Here is a 22,061-nt window from a genome sequence, read left to right on the forward strand (position 1 = left end):
AGTTCGACGGAGTGCGCGCGACTGCTGTCGGTCAGCGAAGCGCCGCCTCGCTTTCCATGCGCTCGATGCGGCGCGGGTAGGCGACCTGGATGCCGTATGCTTTCAATTCATAGAGCAGCGCTTTGCGGATTTCTTTGCAAGCCGTCCAGTAGTGCTGGTCGTTCACCAAGCTGACGACGGTATATTTGGCGCCGAGCGCCTGGTTCTCGACATCGGTGATGCCGTAGAGCTGCGGCGGCTCGATCACTTCCCCCTCCTCGTTCCGCAGGAACAGGTGGGGCATCTCCCGCTGCAGCCGGGCCGACAGCCGGTTCACCGCCGCTTCGACATCGGCCGGATCGGTCTCGTAGGCGACGGTAATGTTGATGATCGCCCGCATGCGCTCGCGGTTGTAGTTCTCGCTGATGCGGATTTCCGAGTTCTGGATGACGACGACATGCTGGGCCCAGGTGCGGATCTTGGTGGCGCGCAGGCCGACGCTGACCACGGTGCCGCGGATCTGGCCGTTATTGATCGACACGTAGTCGCCGACGGAGAACTGGTCTTCGAAGATGATGAAGAAGCCGGTGATCAAATCCTTCACGAGCGTCTGTGCGCCGAATCCGACGGCCAGCCCGACGACGCCCGCCCCGGCGATGATCGGTCCGATGTTGACGCCGAAGGTGCTGAGTCCGGTCAGGATCGCGACGATGAAGATGGCGTACCGCGTAAACGACAGCAGCAGCGATTCGAGCGTTTTACGCTGTTTGATGTCCAGCCTTGTCAGGGCGAAGACACGCGAGACGACGATTTTGCGCAGGCGGAGGGTGAGCCAGGTGAGGACGATGATCAGCAGAAGGTGTCCCAGTTTCTGGAGCGCGGCAACGGAATAGGGCGACCAGAATTCCCAGGTCAAATAGTCTTCGAAGCTTGGGCCGATCCACCGGTCCACGCGATCACCTCCCGAGGATATGCAGAACCGGTCACAAGGTTATCAATCTTTCATCGGGGAGTCAAATGCCGTTTCTGTTGCGGATTGCCCCGCCCATTGTTAGACTGACAGTAACAGGGTCTTGTGTAGCGGGGGCTGGCCGGGTGAGACGATCGATCCGAACGCAGCTTGTCATCAGCTTCTTCGCCGTCATGCTGCCGGTTGTGCTGTTCCTGATCGCCAACAACTGGTATGCGAAGAACGTGGTGCATGACAAGGTATCCGAGACGTATCGCAATACGCTCGATATTTTCGTGGGGCAGCTGGATCTGTATATGGAAGAGATCAATGATTATCTGTACAAGCTGGCCGTGCTCGACGCGGATGTCGGGCTGCTGGCGGCTTTTCCCGTGGACAGCGACAATTACGTGCTGACGAAGGTCCGGGTGCAGAACAAAATCAACCGCGACATCGGATTTTACAATCTGCTGCATACTGTTTTCATTTATAATGAAAACGATATCATTTTCAGTTCTTCCGGAAATTATGGACAGGTCAAGCAGCTGCTCGCCCAGGAGGCGCCCCGCATCGCGGCGCAGCACCGGCAGATGCTGGACGGGAGCTGGATGCTGTGGGAGAACGATCTGATGCCCGGCCGCGACTTCCTCGTGCGCCTGACGCCGTCCGAGAACAACCAGTACATCGGCGCCATCATCAGCATCAGCGATATTCTGGACCTGCTCCGCATCCAGTGGGACGATGACAAAATCGGGGAGAGCGCCGTGTACAGCCGCGAAGGCGTGCGGACGGCGGACCCGCTGTCATTCACGGACCGCACGCTGCCGATTGCGAACCTGCCCTTGCTCGACACGCCGTACCAGATCATCGGGCAAGGGGAAAACCGCCATCTCGTCATGATCCGCACCAGTTCGATGGCCGACATCGCGGTCGCCGTGGCTGTGCCGGAGAAACAGATGCTGCAGGGACTTCCCTATTTCCAGAAGGCGGTCTATTTCATCGTGCTCGGGCTCGTCTTCCTGTTCTCCATGTATCTGCTGTTCATCCAGCGCACCGTGTTCCAGCCGCTGCACCAGCTCATCAACGGCATGAAGAAGCTGTCGCTCGGGATGCTCGATTTCCGGCTGAAGACGACGAACACGGTCGAATTCCAGTTCATGGCGAACACGTTCAACAACATGGCCGAACAGATCAGCAATCTGCGCATCGGGATGTACGAGGAGCAGCTCAGGGCGCAGAAGAACGAGATGAAGCAACTCCAGGCGCAGATCAATCCGCATTTCTACATGAACAGCCTGAACATCATCTACAACTTCGCCGTCCTGAAAGACCACGATTCGGTGAAGAAGATGGCCCTGCACATGGCCGATTATTTCCGCTTCATCATGCGGGTGAACCGGGAATCGATCACGCTGGAGGAAGAGCTGAAGCATATCGGGAACTATGTCGAAATCCAGAAGTTCCGCTTCCCCGAGAAACTGGAATGCATCGTCGACATTCCGGAGCGCTGGCGGACGGCCGCGCTGCCGGCGCTGACGCTGCAGCCGTTCGTCGAGAACGCGATCATCCACGGTTTTCTCAACCGCCGGGAGAAATTCATCATCCGGATCCACGGCGAGATTGCCGCCGCCGATGACGGGGACAAGCTCGTCATCGTCATTCGCGACAACGGCGTCGGCTTCCATCCGGATGTGCTCGACCGGCTGCGCAGGGGAGAGGAGCTTCCGGCTTCGGAATCCAGCCGGCTCGGCATCGCGAACGTGGTGCAGCGGCTCAAGCTGCGGTACGAAGGCGGGGCCGGGGTCGAATTCGACAACGATCCGGGCGGCGGCGCGGTCGTTCGCGTCCGGCTGCCGCTGCCGGCCGAGCTGTCGACGGAACGGACGGCTGACATATCCGTTATCGGGGAGGCGGACGATGTACAATCTGTTGGTCGTGGATGATGAAGAGATCGCGGTAAGGGGCATCGTGCAGGGGATCGACTGGGTGTCGGCGGAGATCGCGAACGTGTTCACGGCGTATGACGCGGCGGAAGCGCGCGAGATTATCCGGCAGCATCCGATCCATATCATGATCTCGGATATCGAGATGCCCAACGAGACCGGCATCGGCCTGTTGGAATGGGTCAACGAGCATTCGCCGCAGACGGAGACGATCTTCCTGACCGGGCATGCCGACTTCCGCTATGCGCAGCAGGCGATCCAGCTGTCGAGTTTCGATTACCTGCTCAAGCCGATCGATCATGAGCAGCTCAAGGCCTGCGTCGTCAAGGCGCTCGGCAAAATCCGGCAGCGCGAGCAGGAGGAGGCGTTCCGCAAAACCTACGAATATTACTATGAACAGTGGAATCGCCAGCTTCCGCTTCTGATCGAGCGCTTCTGGCAGGACGTGTTCCATCATCGGCTGGCGCCGACGCCGGAGCAGCTGGAGCCGATGCTGGCGCTCTACGGCATCGAGCTGACCGCGGACAGTCCGGTTCTGCCGATCCTGATCAGCGTGGAAGAATGGAAGCAGGACTGGAGCGCGCGCGATGAGGAGATCATGACGTACGCGCTCAAGAACGCGGCCGGCGACATCCTGCTCCGGGACAGTGCCGGACACGTCATCCAGGACGGGCACGGCATGCTGTTCGCGCTGTTCTACGATCCGCAAGGCCTGGGCGGGGACGAACCGGAAGCGCGATGCCGCGAATACGTGCGCAAAGCCGGCGAGCTGCTCTACAGCGTCGTCTCCTGCTACATCGGCGAACCGGTCCCGTTGCGGGAACTGCCTCCGAACATTGCGCTGCTCGCGGAGATGGAGCGGCACAACGTCCACCGGACCGGCGAGGTGTTCCGGGCTTCCGCCTTCATGCGGCAGCCGGTCCGATCGGCGTACATGCCCAACTTCGGCGAGTGGGCGCTGCTGATCGAGAACGGGAGGGAGCCGGAGCTGATGCGGCGAATCGACGAGGCGTTCACCGCGTTCACCCGCGAGCCGCCGGATCGGGCGGCGATGATGCTCTATATCTCCGGGCTGACGTACGAAGTGTTCCAGGCGCTGCTGCGCCGCGGGCTGTCGCCGGGCGACGTCTATCCCGACGGCGGTCATCCGGATGTCAACCAGACGATGCGGACGCTGGCGGCGCTGAAGAGCTGGACGATTGCGTTCACCGGCAAGGCGCGCAAGGTGATCGCCGAGCACAGCGAGGCCAGCTCGAACACCATCGTTCGCGTCAAACGGTTCGTCGACGCGCATCTGCACGACGATCTGAACCGGGAACGAATCGCCGGACACGTCTATCTCAATCCGGCCTATCTGTCCCGTCTGTTCCGCAAGGAGACGGGCATGTCGCTGACCGATTACATCGTCGACCGGCGGATGGAGAAGGCGAAGGAGGCGCTGGCGAAGACGAACGTGAAGATCAGCGACATCGCCTTGTCCGTCGGCTATGCGAATTTCTCTCACTTCTCGAAGCAGTTCAAACGTTCGACCGGACTGACGCCGCAGGAATACCGCAAAAAATATCAGGAAATCGAGTAAAATGTCACCATACCGTCAAGCGAAGGTCACATCGCCGATAGTCCGCCGGCGATGTTTTTTATTACAGTATTAGACAGCGGGGAGGGATATTCTGGAAGATGGCGCTTCGGACAACACCCGAGGTTACAAAAACGTCAACCCGGTCATCATCCCGCTAGAAGCGCTTTCAGAGCCTCCGCTATGCTGGACATATCAACGCCACAGAGAGGCTGGGAGGATCCGAATGGCGAACCATGCTGCGGAAGCGATTGCGACGGCAACAGACGTTCCCGAAGTGAAGACGCGCAAACCGTCCTTCCTGGGGACCGTCCGGAAGTACTGGATTTTCTACCTCATGATGCTTCCGGCGCTTGTCATCCTGTTCTTCAACAACTACCTGCCGATGTTCGGGATTCTGATCGCGTTCAAGAAAGTCAACTATCAGATCGGCATTTGGGACAGCCCGTGGGTCGGGTTCAAAAACTTCGAGTATCTGTTCCTGACGAAGGATGCCTGGATCATTACGCGGAACACGCTGGCCTACAACGCGCTGTTCATCGTCCTGAACCTGGTCTTTCCGCTCGCGTTCGCCATCCTGCTGAACGAGCTCAGAAGCAAGTTCATGGCGAAGCTGCATCAGTCGATCATGTTCCTGCCGTACATCCTGTCCTATGTCGTCATCAGTTACCTGGTGTACGGCTTCATCAGCCCGGAGCACGGCTACCTGAACAAGACGCTGTTCCCGCTGCTCGGCATCGAAGAGATCAACTGGTACTTCGAGCAGAAGGTGTGGCCGTGGATCCTGCCGATCATCAACACCTGGAAAAACATGGGGTACTATGCGGTCATCTATCTGGCGGCCATCGTCGGACTGGACGATGAGCTGTACGAAGCGGCCACGATCGACGGCGCGAACAAATGGCAGCAGATGACCCGGATTACGGTGCCGCTGCTCACGCCGATCATCACGATCATGACGCTGCTCCAGATCGGCCGGATTTTCAACGCGGATTTCGGTCTGTTCTACCTGGTGACGCGCGATTCCGGCGTGCTGTTCCCGGTCACGAACGTCATCGACACGTACGTTTACCGCACCTTCCTGACCGTCGGCGATGTCGGCATGTCATCGGCTGCCGGGCTCCTGCAATCGGTCGTCGGGTTCGTGCTCGTCTATTTCTCGAACTGGGTCGTGCGGCGCATCAACAGCGAGAATGCCTTGTTCTAGGAGGTCCAGCGATGGAAGCTGCCGTGAATGCGAAACCGAAAGCGAAACTGTCCGGGGCCAACCCGAAAAATATTTTGCCCGCGTGGGCGCAGTGGAGCGTCAACATCGTCTTCATCCTCTATTCGCTCCTGTGCATCATTCCGATCGTGCTGCTCGTCATGGTGTCGTTCTCGAGCGAAGACGTGGTGATGCGCGAAGGGTACAAGTTCATCCCGTCGGTGTTCGACACCGGCGCTTACGATTTCCTGTTCGAAGATTTCAGACAGGTGGCACGGTCGTACGGCATCACGGTCTCGGTGACCGTCATCGGCACCGTGCTCAGCATGGTCATGGTGGCGATGTACGCCTATCCGATCTCCAGGCGGGATTTCCCGCACGCCCGTTTCTTCACGTTCATCGTGTTCTTCACGATGCTGTTCGGCGGCGGTCTGGTACCCTGGTATCTCGTGTATGTCCAGCTTCTCCATCTGAAGGATACGCTCTGGGTGCTCATCATGCCGTTGCTCATCCCGGCGTTCTGGGTGCTCGTGACGCGGACGTTCTTCGCGACATCCGTGCCGAGCGCCGTGCTGGAGTCGGCGAGAATCGACGGCGCGGGCGAGGTCCGCATCTTCTTCCAGATCGTCATGCCGCTCTCGCTGCCGGTGCTGGCGACGGTGGCCCTGTTCCAGACGATCACCTACTGGAACGACTGGTTCCTCAGCCTCGTGTACATCACGAAGAACGAGAACGTCAGCATCCAGTACCTGATGTACAAGACGATGCAGAACGTCCAGTATCTCGCGCAGAACAGCCAGGCCATGCAGGCGCTGCAGCAGGCCGGCGCATATGTCCGGTTCCCGGCAGAGACGATGCGCATGGCGATGGCCGTCGTCGGCATCGGACCGATCGTGCTCGCCTACCCGTTCTTCCAGAAATATTTCATCAAAGGTCTGACGGTCGGCGCCGTCAAAGGCTGACGGCGGCGCGCTGCGAAACGCCGTCAAGCCAATTCCGTCCGGCTGTAACCGGTTATTCCGCCGGTATGGCATATAACCTATTTCATTCAGGGAGGTCCACTTGAACATGAAGCAGCGGAAGAAACGTCTGACGGTCATCTTCACGCTTCTCGTCGCCGTGGCGTTGGTCATCTCCGCATGCGGAGGCGGCGGCAACAATAACGGCGGCGGCAGCGGCGGCGGTTCGAACGGCGGCAGTTCGAGCGACGGCGGCGGCTCGCCTTCCCCGTCGTCCGGAAACGACGGCGGCGGCTCGTCCGATCTGCCGCCGTATGAGCTGAGCCTGTACTATCCGGGGACCCCGCAGAAGGACGAGAAGGTGGTCGAAGAAGCGATCAACAAGATTCTGAAAGAGAAAATCAACGCCACCCTGGACATTGTCCCGATCGAATGGGGCGCCTGGGATGACCGGATGAACCTGATGATCGCATCCCGCGAAAAAGCCGACATCATTTTCACGGCTCAATGGAACGGCCACGCGGTCAACGTCGGCAAAGGCGCGTTCCTCGAACTGGGCGACCTGCTGCAAAAACACGGGCAGGGCATCCTGGAGACGCTCGATCCCGCCTTCCTTGAAGGCGCGAAGATCAACGGCAAGAACTACGGCGTGCCGACGAACAAGGAGCTGGCGGCTGCCGGCGGCATCGTATACGACAAGACGATTGCGGAAGAGCTGGGACTCGATATGAGCTCGGTGAAGACGCCGCAGGATCTGACGCCGATTCTCGAGAAAGTGAAGCAAGGCCGTCCGGACGTCGTGCCGGTATGGTCGAACGGCGGCCTGTTCAACTCGCATTTCTTCGCGAACTATGATTTCCTCGGCGACGGCACGATTCCGGGCGCCATCCTGAAAGACATGGACGACACGACGGTCAAGCCGGTCGAAGAACTGGACCGCTACAAGGAATATCTGGCGCTGGCGCGCGAATGGTATCAGAAGGGCTATATCAACAAGGATGCCGCGACGACCCAGCAATCGTCGAACGACATCTGGCAGGCAAGGGGCACGTTCATGACGGTCGAGCCGATGAAGCCGGGCAAGGCGGAAGAAATCGCGAGCGCGGCCGGACGCTCCGGCGAACTGGAGCAGATCATCATGACGTCGAAGACGGTCGCGACGTCGGAGACGGCCGGTTCGATGCTGGCGATCTCCTCGACGTCCGAAGATCCGGAGCGCGCGATGATGTTCATCAACCTGCTGCACACGGACAAAGAGCTCAACAACCTGCTGAACTTCGGCATCGAAGGCGTGCACTATACGCGAAACGGCGAAATCATCTCGCCGACGGACAAGACGGCCGACTACTCGCCGGGTTCGGCGTGGATGTTCGGCAACCAGTTCCTGAACTACGTCTGGGATTCCGAAGATCCGGAGAAGTGGAACAAATTCCGCGAGTTCAACCAGAACGCGCACGTTTCGCCGGGGCTCGGCTTCGTCTTCAACAGCGATCCGGTGAAATCGGAAGTCGGCGCCCTGGCCAACGTCATCGAGCAGTATCAACGCGCGCTCGAGACGGGCTCGGTCGATCCCGACAAGGTGCTGCCGGAGTATCTGAACGCGCTGCGCGCCGCCGGCCTCGACAAGGTCGTGGAAGAGAAGCAGCGGCAGTTCAACGAGTTCCTTGCGAGCAAGTGACAGCCTGTCCAACATCTGCACCTCAAGCGATTTTCAAGCGATGCTCCAGCATCAGGCTCCTTCCGCCCGGAAGGAGCCGTTTTTTCGGCCGCTGCCGGCGGGACCGCGGACGGGCTGCGGGAGAACGCGGACTTGTCCCGGCCGGTGTGCTATACTTTTGGGCAAAAGATTCGTTGGACGTGGGGGAACGATGACGCCATTCACTGCGAGGGTAGTGCGGCTCATTCAGGGCATACCGGAAGGCCGCGTCATGACTTACGGCCAGATCGCCCGCCGTGCCGGCAGTCCGCGGGGCGCGCGGCAAGTCGTTCGCATTCTGCACGCGATGAGCGAAAGGCACCGGCTGCCCTGGCACCGGGTCGTGAACGCCAGGGGCGAGATCGCGATTCCGGACGCGGCGGGCCGGGAGATGCAGGCGCAGCTTCTTCGGCGGGAAGGCGTCGCCGTGGACGCGGGCGGACGGGTGGATCTGGCGCGGTTTATGCATGAACCGGAATGGGATGCCGGTTGGTGAACCTGCGTGGTTGCGCGATTTTTCCCGGGGGCCGGTGATGCGTCAAACTTGCCGCTGTTTGCGCCTGATCCGAATGGACAACAGAAAGTCGACCGCGAGCATCAGGAGCATCAGCAGGCACAGGACGGCGGCGAAGCTCAGACGGCCTTCGGGAGGCACCCGAAGCGGGTGGGAGAGCAGCCAGCCGACGGCCAGCCCCGATAGAGTATGGCCGATCAAGCGGATGACCATGAGCGCCTTGCGGGAAGCGAATCTGCGATACAGGATGCTGTCCACCCACATCGAAACGGGCAAAGCGATGAAGAAGTAATAGAAAAAAAGCTGGTAAGCGGCGGTTCCGATGACGTAGAAGTTGGAGAACCCGGCATGGGGCCGAGGTTCATCCCCGGCGTTCAGCGCCATCCAGATGAGCAACAGGGCAAACGAGACGGCGCAGGCCAGCAATCGTTTCATATTGTGATAACCCCCAGTATGACGGCTGGAAATATTTATATCATACTCCGGAGGCCCGCTGCCGGCAACTGTGCCGACGATGCCGCAAAATCCGGCTCGGTCTGCAAGCGAAGGTTCTCCCCGACCGGGGTCCAGGTCCAAAAACCGCCCCCGGTCCGTTTTGTGTTATCCGGATTATACCTAGAATAAAGACAGAAGGAACGAACCCGGTTGGAAAGGCGGTGAACGGTTTGAACAGCAAGACGGCGCTCGGCGTCATTCTCGTCATTATCGGCGGAATGATCGTGCTCAGATTTTTCGGTTTCACGCTCGGCCCGATCTTCGGCTGGCTCTTCCCCATCATGCTGCTCGGTCTCGGATATGTCGGACTGAGGAACGGCAAGCACTGGATCGGGACCATCCTCATCGCCGTCGGCGCAATCATGCTCCTCGGCAAATTGTCCGGCCTGCTCTTCCTGATTCTCGCGATTGCAGCCATCGTGATCGGCATCTCGATGATCAAGGGCAAAAGCAGGAGGGTCTTCTGATCCGACTGAAATCCGACTGAAACATTCGACAGAACAACAGCGATACCAACGGAAACGGAGGTCATGCGATGAGCAGTCTGATCAAGCGCGTGCGCGACATTACGGTTGCGACGCTGAACGAACGGCTGGAGCGGGCGGAAGACCCGGTGCGGCTGATCGATCAGTTCCTGTGGGCGACGCGGGAAGAGATCATCCAGGCTGAACGGTTGTACCAGCAATATTCGGCTCACGCGAGCAGCCTGCGGGCGCAATGGCTGCAAGCCGAACAGCAGGCGGAGAAGCGCGAGCAGCAGGCGGTCACCGCGCTGAAGGCCGGGGAAGAACATCTGGCCCGCCTCGCCCTGACGGAGAAGCAGCATCACGCGCAGCGCGCGCAGCAATATAAAGAACTTTACGAGAACAGCCAGGCGAACGTGACCGAACTGGAGGCGCTGCTGCGGGAGCTGCGCAGCGAATACCAGGCGGTCTATGACAAGCGCGAATACTATGTGGCGCGCATGGAGTCGCTTCGTCTGCAGCAGCGCATGAACGAGCGGTTCGGCTCGATGGTGGGCCACCCGGACACCATGTTCCGGCGGCTCGACGACCGGATCAGCGACATGGAGCTCGAAGCACGCAGCCTGCGTGAAATCCGCCGATCCGGGCAGTCTTACATCCCGACAGGATCATCCGAACTGGTCGAAGCGGAATTGGAGCAACTGAAACGCAAGCTCGAGAAAGAAGGCTGATACCGCGATGAAAATATACCGCTCTTCACGCGACAAGAAATTGTTCGGGCTGTGCGGCGGTCTGGCGGAGGCCATGAATGTGGACGCGACGCTGCTTCGGATCGTCGCAATCGTGCTCGCCGTCGTCACGAGCGGAGGTTTCATCCTCATCTACATTCTGGCGGCGCTTGTCGTCCCGAAGGAACCGCCCCATTACAACAATTATTACGGTCCGGGCGGTTACGGCGGATATCCGCCGGGCGGCGGAGGCTACTACAATCCGCACCACGGCGGCTGGAGGAATCCCGGTTACGGTTCCTATCCGCCCAACCACGGTCCCGAATACGGCCCCCGGCCGAATTATGAGACGCCGCCTCCGAACCCGGACAATCTTGACGCCATGATGGAAGATCTGGAGAAGAAGGCGCTTCGCAGAGAAATCGAAGAGCTCAAGGCCAAAATCCGAAAGCTCGAGAAAGGAGAATAACCATGGGAGTATTCAAAAGATTGAAAGACATGACGAAGGCGTCCCTGCATGAGATGCTCGACAAGCTGGAAGATCCGGTCGTCATGCTGAACCAGTATCTGCGCGACATGGAAGCGGAAATTCATCAGGCGGAAGTTACGGTGGCCAAGCAAATGGCCAATGAACGCCGCATGAAGCAGCGCCTCGAGGAAGCGGCGCGCAACGCGATCGACCGCGAGGCGAAGGCCGAGCAAGCGCTCCGCACCGGACGCGAAGATCTGGCGCGCAAGCTGCTGGAGGAGAAAATCTACTTCGATCAGAAAACGGCGGAGTACAGCGATCTCCACGCCCAGGCCGAGCAGCAGGCCGAAGCGCTGAAGGCGCAGCTGCGTGAAATGAAAGACGAGTACTATCAGCTGCGCAACAAGCGGAACGAACTGGCGGCGCGGGCGCAAATGGCGAAAGCGCAAAAGCAGCTCGCGCAGATCACGAACACGCACTCGATCGAAAGCGGCAACGCGGCGCGCGGGTTCGCCCGGATGGAAGAGAAGATTCTGCAGATGGAGGCGGAAGCCGAAGTGCTTCGCACGCCGGGCTACTACAGCTCCGCGGCGGCGGTGCCGAAGCTCGATCCGGGCAAGGAGCTTGAAGTCGAAGCGCAGCTTCAGGCGCTCAAGAACAAGCTGAACCAGTCCGCCGGCGAATAAGGTTGACGGCAGCCGCGGAGCACCGCATGGAAGGTGCGCCCGCGGCTGCATGCCGCGCGGACAGGATTGGCGAAGCGGAACCTGCTTTACGGAAGCGGGTTCCGCTTGTTACGATGAAAATGAAGGAGAGGCCGGCTTACGGCCGGCCATTGGAAGGAGCGGCGGCATGTCGGCGGACAAAATGCCGGGACGCGCACCGGCCGGCCCGGGCAGACCCCGGGATCAGGCGAAGCCGAAGCGCAACGCGGCCGAGACGCTGCTGTGGCTCGTCGTGCTGCTCGGCCTCATGGTGCTGGTGCTGCAGGGCACGGGATATTTGAAGATTTTCAAACTGCAGGAGAAGACGGCGGCCTTCGTGCTGACGCTCATCGGCCTCGGTCTCGCCGTGGCGGCCCTGTACAGTTACCTCCAGGGGGTCAAGCTGAAGCAAACGCTGATGAAGCTGGCGGAGCAGCAGCTCAAGCGCCGGCCGGTGACGCTTCCCGGCGCGGATGGCGAGGGCGGTGAAGCTTCGGGGGAAGATGAGAACCCCGAGGAGCGGATGCGCAAGGAGCAGCTGAAATTCAAGGCGATCACCGAAGAGCGCCAGCGCCTCGCCCGCGAGCTTCACGATGCGGTCAGCCAGCAGCTGTTCGCGATCTCGATGACGGCCACCGCGGTGAAGCGGACGCTGGACAAAGACTTCGAGCGGGCGAAGCGGCAGGTGGAGCTGATCGAGGAGATGGCGTCCGTCGCGCAATCGGAGATGCGCGCCTTGCTGCTGCATCTTCGGCCGGTCCATCTGGACGGCAAGCGGCTGCCGCAGGCGCTCGAAGCGCTGGTCGAGGAATTGCAGCAGAAGGTGCCGAACATGGTGATCGCGCTCGACCAGGAGCCGCATTTGGCGATTTTGCCGGAAGCGGAAGATCATCTGTTCCGCATTGTGCAGGAGGCGCTGTCGAACACGCTGCGCCACGCGAGAGCTTCGCGCATGGACATTTCGCTGCGGCGGGAACAAGGCCAGCTGCATCTGCTGATGCGGGACGACGGCGTCGGATTCGACATGGAAGCGAAAAAACAGACATCGTACGGGCTGCTCACGATGGAGGAGCGCGTGTACGAGATGGGCGGCACGATGACGCTCCGTTCCGCGCCGGGCGAAGGAACGGAAATCGATATCCGGGTGCCGGTACTTATGGAAGAGAGGGACGGATGAAGGGATGGATCAGCCGATCAAGGTGCTGCTCGTCGACGATCACGAGATGGTGCGCATCGGCCTGGCGGCCGTGCTGGACACGGAAGAAGGGATCGAGGTCGTCGGCGAAGCTTCGAACGGCCAGGAGGGCCTCAGACTCGCGCAGATGTACAAACCGGACGTCGTCCTCATGGACCTCGTCATGGACGGCATGGACGGCGTCGAGACAACCCGCAGGCTGATGGAGATGCTGCCGGAATGCAAGGTCATCGTGCTGACCAGCTACATCGACGACAGCAAAATGTACCCGGTTATCGAAGCGGGTGCGTTCTCCTATCTGCTGAAGACGTCGCGGGCGACGGAAATCGCGGAGGCGATCCGGGCGGCGGCGAGGGGCCAGTCGGTGCTCGAGTCGCAGGTGGCGGCGAAAATGATGAACCGGTTCCGGCAGCCGCAGCGGGCGCCGGCGCCGGCGCCGCACGAGTCGCTCACCGAACGCGAGATGGAAGTGCTCAAGCTGCTCGCCCAGGGCATGTCCAATCAGGAGATTGCGGATAAGCTGTTCATCGGCGTGAAGACGGTGAAGTATCACATCACGAACATTTTCTCGAAACTGGGCGTGGAGGACCGGACGCAGGCCGCGATTTACGCGCACAAGCAGGGGCTTGCGGACTGAAGGGTATGGAATAAGGAGCATGATGAACCGCCGGCGGGCGGTTTTTTCATTTTTTACGGCAGCAGGGTCCGAACGAAGGAGAAAATGCTGTCGACGTCATCGCGGCAGAAGACGGGCATGACCGCTGCGCGCGGCATCCAGCCGTCGGGCACGATCGCGGCCGCCGCGTTCGGCAGGCCGAGCAGCGGCAGATCTTCTTCGCCGCGCAGCAGGACGAGCTTCGGGTGCGGCGCGTCCTTGAAGCCTTCGGCGAGCACGAGGTCGGCGTGCGCGGCCTGACCCGCCAAATCGTCCAATGATGCGGGGCGGCTCGATGTCCACGCGGTCCGGTGCGGCGAGGTGATGGCGACGAACCCGGCCCCGGCTTCCGCCATCTTCCAGGTGTCGGTGCCCGGACGGTCGAATGCGAAGTCGTGGGCGTCGTGCTTGATGGCGGCGACGGTGAAGCCTTCGGCGCGGAATTTCCGGACGAGCGCGCAGAGGAGAGTTGTTTTGCCGCTGTTTTTGTATCCGACGATTTGCAGGATCGGGCGCTCGGTGGCCGTCATGTCCGTTCGACTTCCTTTCCGCGGGGTGTCTTAATAAGACGCGTCATCCTTCGTCCCGTTCGCCCGAGAAGACATGGGCCGCCGCAAAAGCGGCAAGAAACGCGAACAGCAGGCCGATGCTCCAGCCGATGATCTCCGCTCGCGGATGCGTGTTCCGGAGCAGGCTGCCGCCCAGAACGCCGCCGGCGGCGAGCAGCAGCAGAATGACGAGGATCCGCGGCATATGTCTGCGCACGGCGCTCACCTCCATTGCCATTGTAGCACAACCCGGCGGACGCGTTGTCTCTGTAACGTGGTATGCACGTTACAGCAGCTACTGCCTGGCTCCGCGCGCCGCTGTAACGTGGTATCCACGTTACAGCAGCTACTGCCTGGCTCCGCGTGTCTCTGTAACGTGGTATGCACGTTACAGAAGCTACTGCCTGGCTCCGCGTGTCTCTGTAACGTGGTATGCACGCTACAGCCGATTCGGCACATAATACATCGAATCGAAATACCACCCGGAGGCGGGCGCCGCCGGCTGCACCTGCGTGCCGCCCGACAGATCCGGCGCATAGGTGCCGGCGTCCCGCATCGCCGGGTGGATCAGCGCTTCGGCGGGCATCACGAGAAACCGTTCCATCGTCCGGATGACCCCGGCGGCCCAGCCGTCGGGGCCGGCGAGTTCCAGCCGCACGCGCTCCGGATCGTGCCGGATCGCGTCGCGGAAGCGGCGCTCATCGAGCGCCCATCCGTCGCCCGAGCGCGCGATGCCGAGCCGCTCCGCAGCCTCCGTCGTCATCGCCGCGTCCAGCTCGCGGAGCAGCGACGGGTGGAGGCTGCCGGCGCTCGTCCGGTGGATGCCGGCCAGCGCATCGATGTCGCCGACGGCCTGCCGGAGCTCGGCGGCGATTGCGTCCGCATCATAGCCGACCGCAACGTCATAGGTCCCGGTTGCCGAAGCACGCCATGCGAGCCGGACCCGGCCGGGGTCCAGGACCGTCTCGTTCACCGGCGACACCCGGTCCGGCCCGCCGTTCACGCGAAAGACGGCGTCCTCCGCCGCGATCGAAGCCGTGCCGATGCCGGACGCGCTGACGGCGCTGCCGTCCACATCCGCCAGCTCGAACGCGCCGCGGGCGCCCGGCGCCGAGCCGGTCACTTCCAGCCAGACGAGGCGGAGCTTTCGGTCTTCCCGCCGCGCGGCCCGAACGCCGGCTTCGGCGTCGTTGATCGCGCCCGCAAGCCGCGCGAGCGCCGTCAAGTTCGTGTCGCCCGCTTCGATCTCCACTTCAAGCGCGCAAGACTTCCCGGCGCACGCCAGCCGGAACGCATGCCGGCCGGGCTCGATGACCGACGCGCCGTGCATCGCCAGCTCGAAGCCCAGGTTCCGCTGCGCCCGGGCCGTCCGCTCGATCTCGAGGCGAAAGGCGGCAAGCGGCGCGTCGTCCGGAGCTTGTCCGGCGACCGCCTCCGGATCGCTGCTCCAGACGCTTCTGCGTGTCCAGAGCGAAGCATCGGCGAGCCGGCCGGCGGAATCCCGGGCGCGGCCGGCCGCCGCGAGCCATGCGGCCGCGCTCCCGGCGGCCCGCCTGCGTTCGACCGCCGGATCGGACGCGCCCCCGAACCGCCGTCCGGGCGGCTTGCGGCCGTCGTCCGCGGGACGGACGGGCGGCAGGGTGCTGTCGATCGGCCAGGTCCGGCGCAGTCTGACGGGTTCGACCTTCATCGGCGTTCCCTCCCGGTCGGCGCAATGTGAGCGCCTTGTTGCATTAATTGTAAGGATTTGTATGGCCGATGTCCATCCGGGAAGGAATGCGCCCGAGGCGGATCAGGGAAACCTACAGGATCAGGAACACGAGCGCGATCAGCGCCAGATCCAGCAGCAGCCGCGGGCCGAAGAACCCGTACGGACCGTACGGCGGACCTGCCCATCCGCCGCTTCCGAAGCCGGCCGCATAAGCCGCATCCGGCTGCGCGGCACCCGCCGGCTTCCCGCTGCGTTTCCGGCTCACGGACTGCCGCCGGGAGCGCCGCTTCCCGCCGGCATCGGCATGCAGATCGGGGCCATCGCCGCCCGCATCATCGTTCAGGACGAGCCGCCCGTTGCGGCAGCGGCACAAGATCCCGACATGCCGCGTGCCGTCCTTCATGACGACGCACACCAGTTGTCCGCGGAACCGGTCAAGATGCTCTTCCGTGAGCGGAAAAATCGGTTCCATCCGCATCGCCTCCTTTCCGTCCGACATCGGCACAGGGGGACAGCTGCCGATTCAATATATTCACCCGGGGGCGGATGCGCATCGTCATTTGCCCACCCGCGCGGATTCGGAAACGGCTTTCGCACGCGGCGGTCGGCCCATTTTGATGATCAGGTTTATCAATTTTTTTTATAAAGGGTCAGATGGCGATCGGCAGGTGATTGTGATACACTACATAGCATGTAAAACATAGGCAGCCACCATATCCAATTCGGGAAAGAATGAGGGGAACGATGTCTGGTCAATTGAACCTGGGGCCGCAAGCGGCCAAAATGGAAGGCGCTGTCATTTATCTGTTCGGCGCAACCGGTGATCTTGCGAAACGCAAGCTTTACCCTGCCCTGTTCAGTTTATATAAGGAAGGAAAACTGGCCGAAGATTTCGCCGTCGTCGGCCTGGCGCGCCGGCCGCGCACGGACGAACAGTTCCGCGCGGACGTGCTCGCCTCGATCCAGGAGTTCTGCCGGTACAAACCGGATGACGAGGAACTGTGGAGCCGGTTCGAGAAGCACTTCGTGTACATGTCGCTGGACATCCATAACCTGGAAGGTTTCCGCGAATTGGTCGCTTTGACGCAGCGGCTCGAAGCTCAATTCGAAATTCCGGGCAATCGGCTGTTCTATCTGGCGCTGGCGCCCGAACTGTTCGGCCCGGTGTCGTTCAACCTGCGCGAAGGCGGTCTGCTGGAGACGGCCGGCTGGCATCGGCTCGTCATCGAGAAGCCGTTCGGCTATGACCGCGAGTCCGCGCGGGAGCTCAATGAGCAGATCACGCAGGTATTCCGGGAAGAGGAAATTTATCGGATCGACCATTACCTCGGCAAGGAAATGGTGCAGAACATCGAAGTGATCCGCTTCGCCAACGCGTTCTTCGAGCCGCTCTGGAACAACAAGCATATCGCGAACGTCCAGATCTCGCTGGCCGAGACGGTCGGCGTGGAGGACCGCGGCGGCTATTACGACAAGTCCGGCGCGCTGCGCGACATGGCGCAGAACCATATGCTCCAGATGCTGGCGATGATCGCGATGGAGCCGCCGAGCCGGCTGCATCCCGAGGACATCCGCGACGAGAAAGTGAAGGTGCTCCGCTCGCTGCGGCCGTTCCGGAGCCCGGAAGAGGTGTACCGGAACGTCGTGCGCGGCCAATACACGGCGGGCACGCTCAAGGGCAAGCCGCTGAAGGGGTACCGCGAAGAAGATTCGGTCGATCCCGCATCGGTGACGGAAACGTATTTTGCGGCGCGGGTGTTCATCGACAATTTCCGCTGGGCCGGCGTGCCGTTCTACATCCGCACGGGCAAGCGGCTGCCGGTGAAGACGACCGAGGTCGTGATCGAGTTCAAGAACGCGCCGGCGGGCGTGCTGTTCCGCACGCGGAACGAGCTGGCGCCGAATCTGCTCGTCATCCGCGTCAATCCGATGGAAGGCATCTACATCAAAATCAACGCGAAAAAACCGGGGAGCGACGCGGACATCCAACCGGTGGCGATGGAGTTCTGCCAGAGCTGCCAGGTCGGCCTCAACACGCCGGAAGCGTACGAGACGCTGCTCTACGACGCGATCCGCGGCGACTCGACGTACTTCACCCGCTGGGACGAAGTCGACCATGCCTGGGCGTTCGTCGACCCGATCGCCGAGGCCTGGCGCCTGCCGGAGTCGGAGCTGCTCTTCTACCCGGCCGGCTCCTGGGGGCCGGAGCGCGCCGCGGAGCTGCTCGCCGAAGACGGCTATCACTGGTGGCCGGTGAACGGACAGGACGAAGACAACGTCATCTGGATCAGCAATACGAAATAACGGGCCGGTGCCGGAACCGCGCGCCTGAAACGGAGGGACGGACATGCAGCGGATCATCGACATTTCGATGACGATCCATGAAGGCATGCAGGTATACAAGAACAAGGACGAGAAACGGCCGAAAATCTACAACACGGTCAATCATCAGACGGGCAAGGTGCACGAGAGCCGCATCGACATCGATGTCCACTGCGGCACGCACGTCGACGCGCCGCTGCACATGCTGGCGGGGGGCGAAACGATCGAGACGATCGGGCTGGAGCAGCTCGTCGGACCGGCCCGCGTGCTCGACCTGACGCATGTGAATGACGCGATCACGAAGGAAGATCTCTTGCCTCACGGCATCCAGCGCGGCGAGCGGATTCTGCTCAAGACGAAAAGCTCGCTGACGGACGAGTTCCTGATGGACTTCGTCTACCTGCGCGAAGACGGGGCGCAATACCTGATCGAGCGCGGCGTGACGCTGGTCGGCACCGACGCGCTCGGCATCGAGCGGGCGCAGCCGGAGTACACGACGCACCGGCCGCTGCTCCGAAACAACATCGTCATCGTCGAAGGCCTGAGGCTCGGCCACGTCGAGCCGGGCAGCTACTGGCTCGTCATCGCGCCGCTCAAGCTGACGGGCATCGACGCGGCGCCGGCGCGGGCGTTCCTGATCGGATGAGGATAGCATGAACCGGATAAGCGGGTCTGCGAACCAGTTTCGCGGCCCGCTTGTTGTCTGTGCGGACGAAAATCCGTAAAATCGCAACTGATATCGGTAGTTCACGACACGCTCCCGCGCGACGTGATCTGCTAGATTGGATGTATGATCGGGAGGGCTGAACCGTGCGATTGCGCCCCAGACTCATCAATCCGCTGACCCGGCTGACCATGAAGCGGCAGCTCGTGCTGCTCTTTCTCATCATCATGGTTCCGGTCTTTGCCCTGCACCTGTACGGCGGCCGGTAAGCCGAGCAGATTCTGAAGAACAACGTCACAAGCGCCTATGTGGAGCTGAACAAGCAGAACTACAGCCTCATCGAGCGGGATATCGACGCGATCAACAAGATCACGCGGACGATTCTGCAAAACCCCGTCCTGCAGCGGCTCGGCCATCCGGAGCAGTTTTCGGCGTACGAGCGGATCAAGCAGTTCGAGGCGCTTGACGAACTGCTGGCCAGCTACTCCACGGCGATGAGCGGATCGCGGGCGGTCGACTACTCGTTCTATGCGCATGATCCCGACGGCTACTTCTCGTTCGCGCCGAGCACGCAGCTGTCGATGCGCGGGGTTTATTTTTTCGGCGACGTGGAAATGCCGGACTGGTACCCGGAAGCGCTGGAGAAAAAGGGGACCGGATACCTGAAAATTTTCGCCGCATACGGCCCCGTCTCGAAACAGCCCACCCTTGCCTATGTGCGGGCGGTGAACAGCATCGAGCGGGCGGATCGGCCGATCGGCGTCCTGGTCGCGACCGGCGTCGAACATATCGTCCGCGATTCCTTGAATACGGTTACATTGCCGGAAGGCGAAATCTTCTTCACGAACGAAGACGATCAGGTGCTGGCGTCGGGCGACGGCGCGATCGGGCACACAATCGACGTGCCGGGCAAGGAGAAGATGTCCTACCAAGGGACATACAGCGTCGTGCACGAAGATCACATTTACGTTGTTCACTATAACGAATACCGGCAGCAGAAGCTGGTGTACCGCATGCCCGTCGAGGCGCTGCTCAGCCAGCAGACCGAGCTCAGGCAAGCGCTCCAGACGATCACGGTCGGACTTGCCTTCGCGGTCATGCTGATCATGTTCTATTTCTGGCGCTCGCTGATGACGCCGCTGCAGAAGCTGGTCGGCTTCGTCCGGATATACGAACCCGGCGGATCGCTGCCGGCATACCGCGAGACGGGCCGCCATGACGAAATCGGCGTGCTGATGTCCTCCGTGCACGCGATGGCTTCCCGCCTCAACGCGCTGTTCGAGAATCAATACAAGCTGGAGATCAAGCAGCGCGAGGCGCAGCTCAAGCTGCTCTACGAGCAGATCAATCCGCATCTGCTCTACAACACGCTCGAAAGCATCTATTGGAAATGTTCGCTCGACGGCCATTCCGAATCGGCGCAGATGATCAAAGAGCTGTCCCGGCTGATGCGCATCGCGCTGAGCTGCGGCAAGGAATTGATTCCGCTCCGGGACGAGCTGGAGCACGCCCGCGCCTACGTCAATCTGCAGAAAATGCGCTACGATTACGGCTTCCGCGTGCAATGGGACGTGGAAGAGGCGCTGCTGCAGACGCCGATTCCGAAGATCACGCTGCAGCCGCTCATCGAGAACGCCATCATCCACGGGGTCAAGTCGATGGAGGACGAAGGGGAGATCGCGATCATCGGCCGCACCGAAGACGGTCATGCGGTCATCCGCGTCGCCGACAACGGCTACAAGGAAGCCGATCTGGAGCTGCTGCGCCGCCTGGTAAGCGGGGAAGAGACCGATCCCGACCGCGGCTACGGCGTCCGCAACATTCAGCAGCGGATTCGGCTGCATTTCGGAGAGCCGTACGGGCTCAGCTACGAGAAGCGCGAGGGCGGCGGACTTGCGGCGAAGCTTGTGCTGCCGATTGGTCCGGAACCGAATGAATGAACAGGGGGAATGCCCGTGTACACCGTGCTCATCGTCGACGACGAACCGCTCATCTGCCAGGGAATCCGCAGTCTGCTCGCCGATTCCGGGCTGCCGATCCGAAACATCGTCACGGCGACGAGCGGCCATGAGGCGCTCGACCACGTCCGGATGGAGGACGTCGATCTGATCATCACCGACATCCAGATGCCCGGAATGAGCGGCATCGAACTGATGCACCAGGCGAAAATGCTCAAGCCGTGGGTGCAGACGTTCGTCGTGTCGGCGCACGAGTCGTTCCAGTACGCGCAGATGGCGATCCGGCTCGGGGCGAAAGACTATCTCATCAAGCCGCTCGACCACGGCCAGTTCCTGGACCGGGTGCGGGACGTGCTGCTGACGGCGGAGAAGCCGAAGGAGACCGGCCTTGCCGAGGGGGCGGAAGCCGTCCGCGAGCGGTTCCGCATGCGGGAGCTTAAGCCCCGCCAGATCGAAGCGCTGAAGGGGCTGCTCGAGGGAGCGCCGCAGGATGCGGAATCGCTGGAAGCGCTCGGGCTCGACGTCCGCGGGCCTTATTTTTCCGTAATCAAATTGCAGCTCGGGATCGAAGACCGTCCGTTTGCCGGAAAGGAGAAGGAGCTGCTGCGCTACGGCGCGCTCAACATCGTGTGCGAGCTGCTCGACGGCGAGTGGCGGCATCATGCGTTCTTCTCCGGACGGGACGAGATCACCGTCGTGCTGCAATGGGATTTGTCCCGGGATCAGGAAGCGTCCGTCAGTCCGATCCATCAGATGGAGATGCTCGCGCGGAGCATGCATCACAACCTGCGCAAGGTTCTGGGCATCGGCTGTACCCTCGGCATCAGCCAGGTGCTGACGGGGCTCCGGTATTTGCCGGAGCTGAATGAACAGAGCCGGAAGGCGATCGAATGGAACCGCAGCCATGACGACCATCATGTGTTCTATTACGGCGATCTGCAGCGGGGACCGGTTCGGGAAGATCCCACCGAGGAAGAGCTGCGCGTGCAGAACAACCGGATTGTCGAGACGGCGAAAGCCTACATTGACGAGCATTACGCGAAAAAAGGGCTGACCCTGCTCGAAGTGGCGCAACAGATCCACGTCAGCCCGAACTACCTGAGCTATCTGTTCAAGAAGTACATGGGCTGCAATCTGTGGGAGTACGTCGTCAAGCTGCGGATGGAGGAAAGCCGGCGGCTGCTGCTGAACACCGACCTCCGGCGCTACGAGATCGCGGAGAGAGTCGGGTACGAGTCGCCGGAGCATTTCAGCAAGATGTTCAAGAATTATTTCGGCTTAAGCCCGAGCGAGCTAAAGAAGTAAGATCAGCCATCATGTCGATAGAA

The 22,061-nt window shown here is 61.3% G+C and carries 23 protein-coding genes; 17 read left to right on the forward strand and 6 right to left on the reverse strand.

Annotated features, from left to right (window positions below; translation table 11 throughout):
• Positions 1-31: 31 nt before the first annotated feature.
• Positions 32-931 carry a mechanosensitive ion channel family protein gene (locus THECO_RS03090; RefSeq protein ID WP_015253609.1) on the reverse strand — a complete coding sequence of 300 codons (900 nt, stop codon included), beginning with the start codon at positions 929-931 and terminating at the stop codon, positions 32-34.
• Between the two features lie 143 nt (positions 932-1,074).
• Between THECO_RS03090 and THECO_RS03095 the strand changes: the two genes are divergently transcribed.
• The 6 genes from THECO_RS03095 (at position 1,075) to THECO_RS03120 (ending at position 8,802) form a co-directional block, all read left to right on the forward strand.
• Positions 1,075-2,871, forward strand: coding sequence for a sensor histidine kinase (locus THECO_RS03095; protein WP_015253610.1), 1,797 nt, complete (start codon positions 1,075-1,077; stop codon positions 2,869-2,871).
• Positions 2,846-4,450 carry a helix-turn-helix domain-containing protein gene (locus THECO_RS03100; protein ID WP_015253611.1) on the forward strand — a complete coding sequence of 535 codons (1,605 nt, stop codon included), beginning with the start codon at positions 2,846-2,848 and terminating at the stop codon, positions 4,448-4,450. Before THECO_RS03095 ends, THECO_RS03100 begins: the two co-directional genes overlap by 26 nt.
• Before the next feature lie 223 nt (positions 4,451-4,673).
• A complete protein-coding gene (locus THECO_RS03105) occupies positions 4,674-5,654 on the forward strand; it encodes an ABC transporter permease (RefSeq protein ID WP_015253612.1) in 981 nt (326 codons plus the stop codon).
• An 11-nt stretch (positions 5,655-5,665) separates the two neighbouring features.
• Positions 5,666-6,613, forward strand: coding sequence for a carbohydrate ABC transporter permease (locus THECO_RS03110; RefSeq protein ID WP_015253613.1), 948 nt, complete (start codon positions 5,666-5,668; stop codon positions 6,611-6,613).
• Between the two features lie 106 nt (positions 6,614-6,719).
• On the forward strand, positions 6,720-8,288 hold the full coding sequence (locus THECO_RS03115) for an ABC transporter substrate-binding protein (protein WP_015253614.1): 1,569 nt from the start codon (positions 6,720-6,722) through the stop codon (positions 8,286-8,288).
• 190 nt (positions 8,289-8,478) lie between these two features.
• Positions 8,479-8,802, forward strand: coding sequence for an MGMT family protein (locus tag THECO_RS03120; protein ID WP_015253615.1), 324 nt, complete (start codon positions 8,479-8,481; stop codon positions 8,800-8,802).
• A 42-nt stretch (positions 8,803-8,844) separates the two neighbouring features.
• Here THECO_RS03120 and THECO_RS03125 read toward each other — a convergent pair whose 3' ends face one another.
• The gene (locus THECO_RS03125; RefSeq protein WP_015253616.1) at positions 8,845-9,255 is read right to left on the reverse strand and encodes a hypothetical protein; all 411 of its coding nucleotides are present in this window, start codon (positions 9,253-9,255) and stop codon (positions 8,845-8,847) included.
• Between the two features lie 221 nt (positions 9,256-9,476).
• On the opposite strand from THECO_RS03125, the gene THECO_RS03130 reads away from it, so the two are divergent.
• The 6 genes from THECO_RS03130 to THECO_RS03155 all read left to right on the forward strand — a co-directional run bounded on the left by THECO_RS03130 (position 9,477) and on the right by THECO_RS03155 (position 13,512).
• The gene (locus tag THECO_RS03130) at positions 9,477-9,782 is read left to right on the forward strand and encodes a LiaF transmembrane domain-containing protein (protein ID WP_408646063.1); all 306 of its coding nucleotides are present in this window, start codon (positions 9,477-9,479) and stop codon (positions 9,780-9,782) included.
• 68 nt (positions 9,783-9,850) lie between these two features.
• The gene (locus tag THECO_RS03135; protein WP_015253618.1) at positions 9,851-10,510 is read left to right on the forward strand and encodes a PspA/IM30 family protein; all 660 of its coding nucleotides are present in this window, start codon (positions 9,851-9,853) and stop codon (positions 10,508-10,510) included.
• A gap of 7 nt (positions 10,511-10,517) precedes the next feature.
• Positions 10,518-10,976 carry a PspC domain-containing protein gene (locus tag THECO_RS03140; protein ID WP_015253619.1) on the forward strand — a complete coding sequence of 153 codons (459 nt, stop codon included), beginning with the start codon at positions 10,518-10,520 and terminating at the stop codon, positions 10,974-10,976.
• 2 nt (positions 10,977-10,978) lie between these two features.
• Entirely contained in the window at positions 10,979-11,662 is a 684-nt protein-coding gene (locus THECO_RS03145; RefSeq protein ID WP_015253620.1) for a PspA/IM30 family protein, read from the forward strand.
• A gap of 166 nt (positions 11,663-11,828) precedes the next feature.
• The gene (locus THECO_RS03150; protein ID WP_015253621.1) at positions 11,829-12,857 is read left to right on the forward strand and encodes a sensor histidine kinase; all 1,029 of its coding nucleotides are present in this window, start codon (positions 11,829-11,831) and stop codon (positions 12,855-12,857) included.
• Positions 12,858-12,861: 4 nt separating this feature from the next.
• Complete coding sequence (locus tag THECO_RS03155; protein ID WP_015253622.1) at positions 12,862-13,512, forward strand: response regulator transcription factor; 651 nt, start codon at positions 12,862-12,864, stop codon at positions 13,510-13,512.
• 53 nt (positions 13,513-13,565) lie between these two features.
• Here the strand turns inward: THECO_RS03155 and mobB are convergent, their stop codons facing one another.
• The 4 genes from mobB to THECO_RS03175 all read right to left on the reverse strand — a co-directional run bounded on the left by mobB (position 13,566) and on the right by THECO_RS03175 (position 16,261).
• A complete protein-coding gene (mobB, locus tag THECO_RS03160; RefSeq protein WP_015253623.1) occupies positions 13,566-14,060 on the reverse strand; it encodes a molybdopterin-guanine dinucleotide biosynthesis protein B in 495 nt (164 codons plus the stop codon).
• Positions 14,061-14,103: 43 nt separating this feature from the next.
• On the reverse strand, positions 14,104-14,295 hold the full coding sequence (locus THECO_RS03165) for a hypothetical protein (protein WP_015253624.1): 192 nt from the start codon (positions 14,293-14,295) through the stop codon (positions 14,104-14,106).
• Between the two features lie 222 nt (positions 14,296-14,517).
• On the reverse strand, positions 14,518-15,768 hold the full coding sequence (locus THECO_RS03170; protein ID WP_015253625.1) for a hypothetical protein: 1,251 nt from the start codon (positions 15,766-15,768) through the stop codon (positions 14,518-14,520).
• Positions 15,769-15,880: 112 nt separating this feature from the next.
• Positions 15,881-16,261, reverse strand: a complete 381-nt coding sequence (locus THECO_RS03175) for a hypothetical protein (protein WP_015253626.1) — start codon at positions 16,259-16,261, stop codon at positions 15,881-15,883.
• 272 nt (positions 16,262-16,533) lie between these two features.
• Between THECO_RS03175 and zwf the strand changes: the two genes are divergently transcribed.
• The 5 genes from zwf (at position 16,534) to THECO_RS03195 (ending at position 22,038) form a co-directional block, all read left to right on the forward strand.
• Positions 16,534-18,093 carry a glucose-6-phosphate dehydrogenase gene (zwf, locus tag THECO_RS03180; protein ID WP_015253627.1) on the forward strand — a complete coding sequence of 520 codons (1,560 nt, stop codon included), beginning with the start codon at positions 16,534-16,536 and terminating at the stop codon, positions 18,091-18,093.
• A gap of 43 nt (positions 18,094-18,136) precedes the next feature.
• Positions 18,137-18,757 (forward strand): cyclase family protein, encoded by a 621-nt coding sequence (locus THECO_RS03185; RefSeq protein ID WP_015253628.1) that lies wholly within the window; start codon positions 18,137-18,139, stop codon positions 18,755-18,757.
• Positions 18,758-18,921: 164 nt separating this feature from the next.
• On the forward strand, positions 18,922-19,044 hold the full coding sequence (locus THECO_RS22465) for a hypothetical protein (RefSeq protein ID WP_015253629.1): 123 nt from the start codon (positions 18,922-18,924) through the stop codon (positions 19,042-19,044).
• A 39-nt stretch (positions 19,045-19,083) separates the two neighbouring features.
• Positions 19,084-20,715, forward strand: coding sequence for a sensor histidine kinase (locus THECO_RS03190; protein WP_015253630.1), 1,632 nt, complete (start codon positions 19,084-19,086; stop codon positions 20,713-20,715).
• A gap of 15 nt (positions 20,716-20,730) precedes the next feature.
• Complete coding sequence (locus tag THECO_RS03195) at positions 20,731-22,038, forward strand: response regulator (RefSeq protein WP_015253631.1); 1,308 nt, start codon at positions 20,731-20,733, stop codon at positions 22,036-22,038.
• Positions 22,039-22,061: the final 23 nt, after the last annotated feature.

Source organism: Thermobacillus composti KWC4 (assembly GCF_000227705.2).
Classification (GTDB): domain Bacteria; phylum Bacillota; class Bacilli; order Paenibacillales; family Paenibacillaceae; genus Thermobacillus; species Thermobacillus xylanilyticus.

Coding starts and splice junctions, on each gene's coding strand:
- THECO_RS03100 (WP_015253611.1), top strand. CDS start 2,846: ATGTACAATCTGTTGGTCGTGGATGATGAAGAGATCGCGGTAAGGGGC.
- THECO_RS03105 (WP_015253612.1), top strand. CDS start 4,674: ATGGCGAACCATGCTGCGGAAGCGATTGCGACGGCAACAGACGTTCCC.
- THECO_RS03110 (WP_015253613.1), top strand. CDS start 5,666: ATGGAAGCTGCCGTGAATGCGAAACCGAAAGCGAAACTGTCCGGGGCC.
- THECO_RS03115 (WP_015253614.1), top strand. CDS start 6,720: ATGAAGCAGCGGAAGAAACGTCTGACGGTCATCTTCACGCTTCTCGTC.
- THECO_RS03120 (WP_015253615.1), top strand. CDS start 8,479: ATGACGCCATTCACTGCGAGGGTAGTGCGGCTCATTCAGGGCATACCG.
- THECO_RS03125 (WP_015253616.1), bottom strand. CDS start 9,255: ATGAAACGATTGCTGGCCTGCGCCGTCTCGTTTGCCCTGTTGCTCATC.
- THECO_RS03135 (WP_015253618.1), top strand. CDS start 9,851: ATGAGCAGTCTGATCAAGCGCGTGCGCGACATTACGGTTGCGACGCTG.
- THECO_RS03140 (WP_015253619.1), top strand. CDS start 10,518: ATGAAAATATACCGCTCTTCACGCGACAAGAAATTGTTCGGGCTGTGC.
- THECO_RS03145 (WP_015253620.1), top strand. CDS start 10,979: ATGGGAGTATTCAAAAGATTGAAAGACATGACGAAGGCGTCCCTGCAT.
- THECO_RS03150 (WP_015253621.1), top strand. CDS start 11,829: ATGTCGGCGGACAAAATGCCGGGACGCGCACCGGCCGGCCCGGGCAGA.
- THECO_RS03155 (WP_015253622.1), top strand. CDS start 12,862: ATGGATCAGCCGATCAAGGTGCTGCTCGTCGACGATCACGAGATGGTG.
- mobB (WP_015253623.1), bottom strand. CDS start 14,060: ATGACGGCCACCGAGCGCCCGATCCTGCAAATCGTCGGATACAAAAAC.
- THECO_RS03170 (WP_015253625.1), bottom strand. CDS start 15,768: ATGAAGGTCGAACCCGTCAGACTGCGCCGGACCTGGCCGATCGACAGC.
- THECO_RS03175 (WP_015253626.1), bottom strand. CDS start 16,261: ATGGAACCGATTTTTCCGCTCACGGAAGAGCATCTTGACCGGTTCCGC.
- zwf (WP_015253627.1), top strand. CDS start 16,534: ATGTCTGGTCAATTGAACCTGGGGCCGCAAGCGGCCAAAATGGAAGGC.
- THECO_RS03185 (WP_015253628.1), top strand. CDS start 18,137: ATGCAGCGGATCATCGACATTTCGATGACGATCCATGAAGGCATGCAG.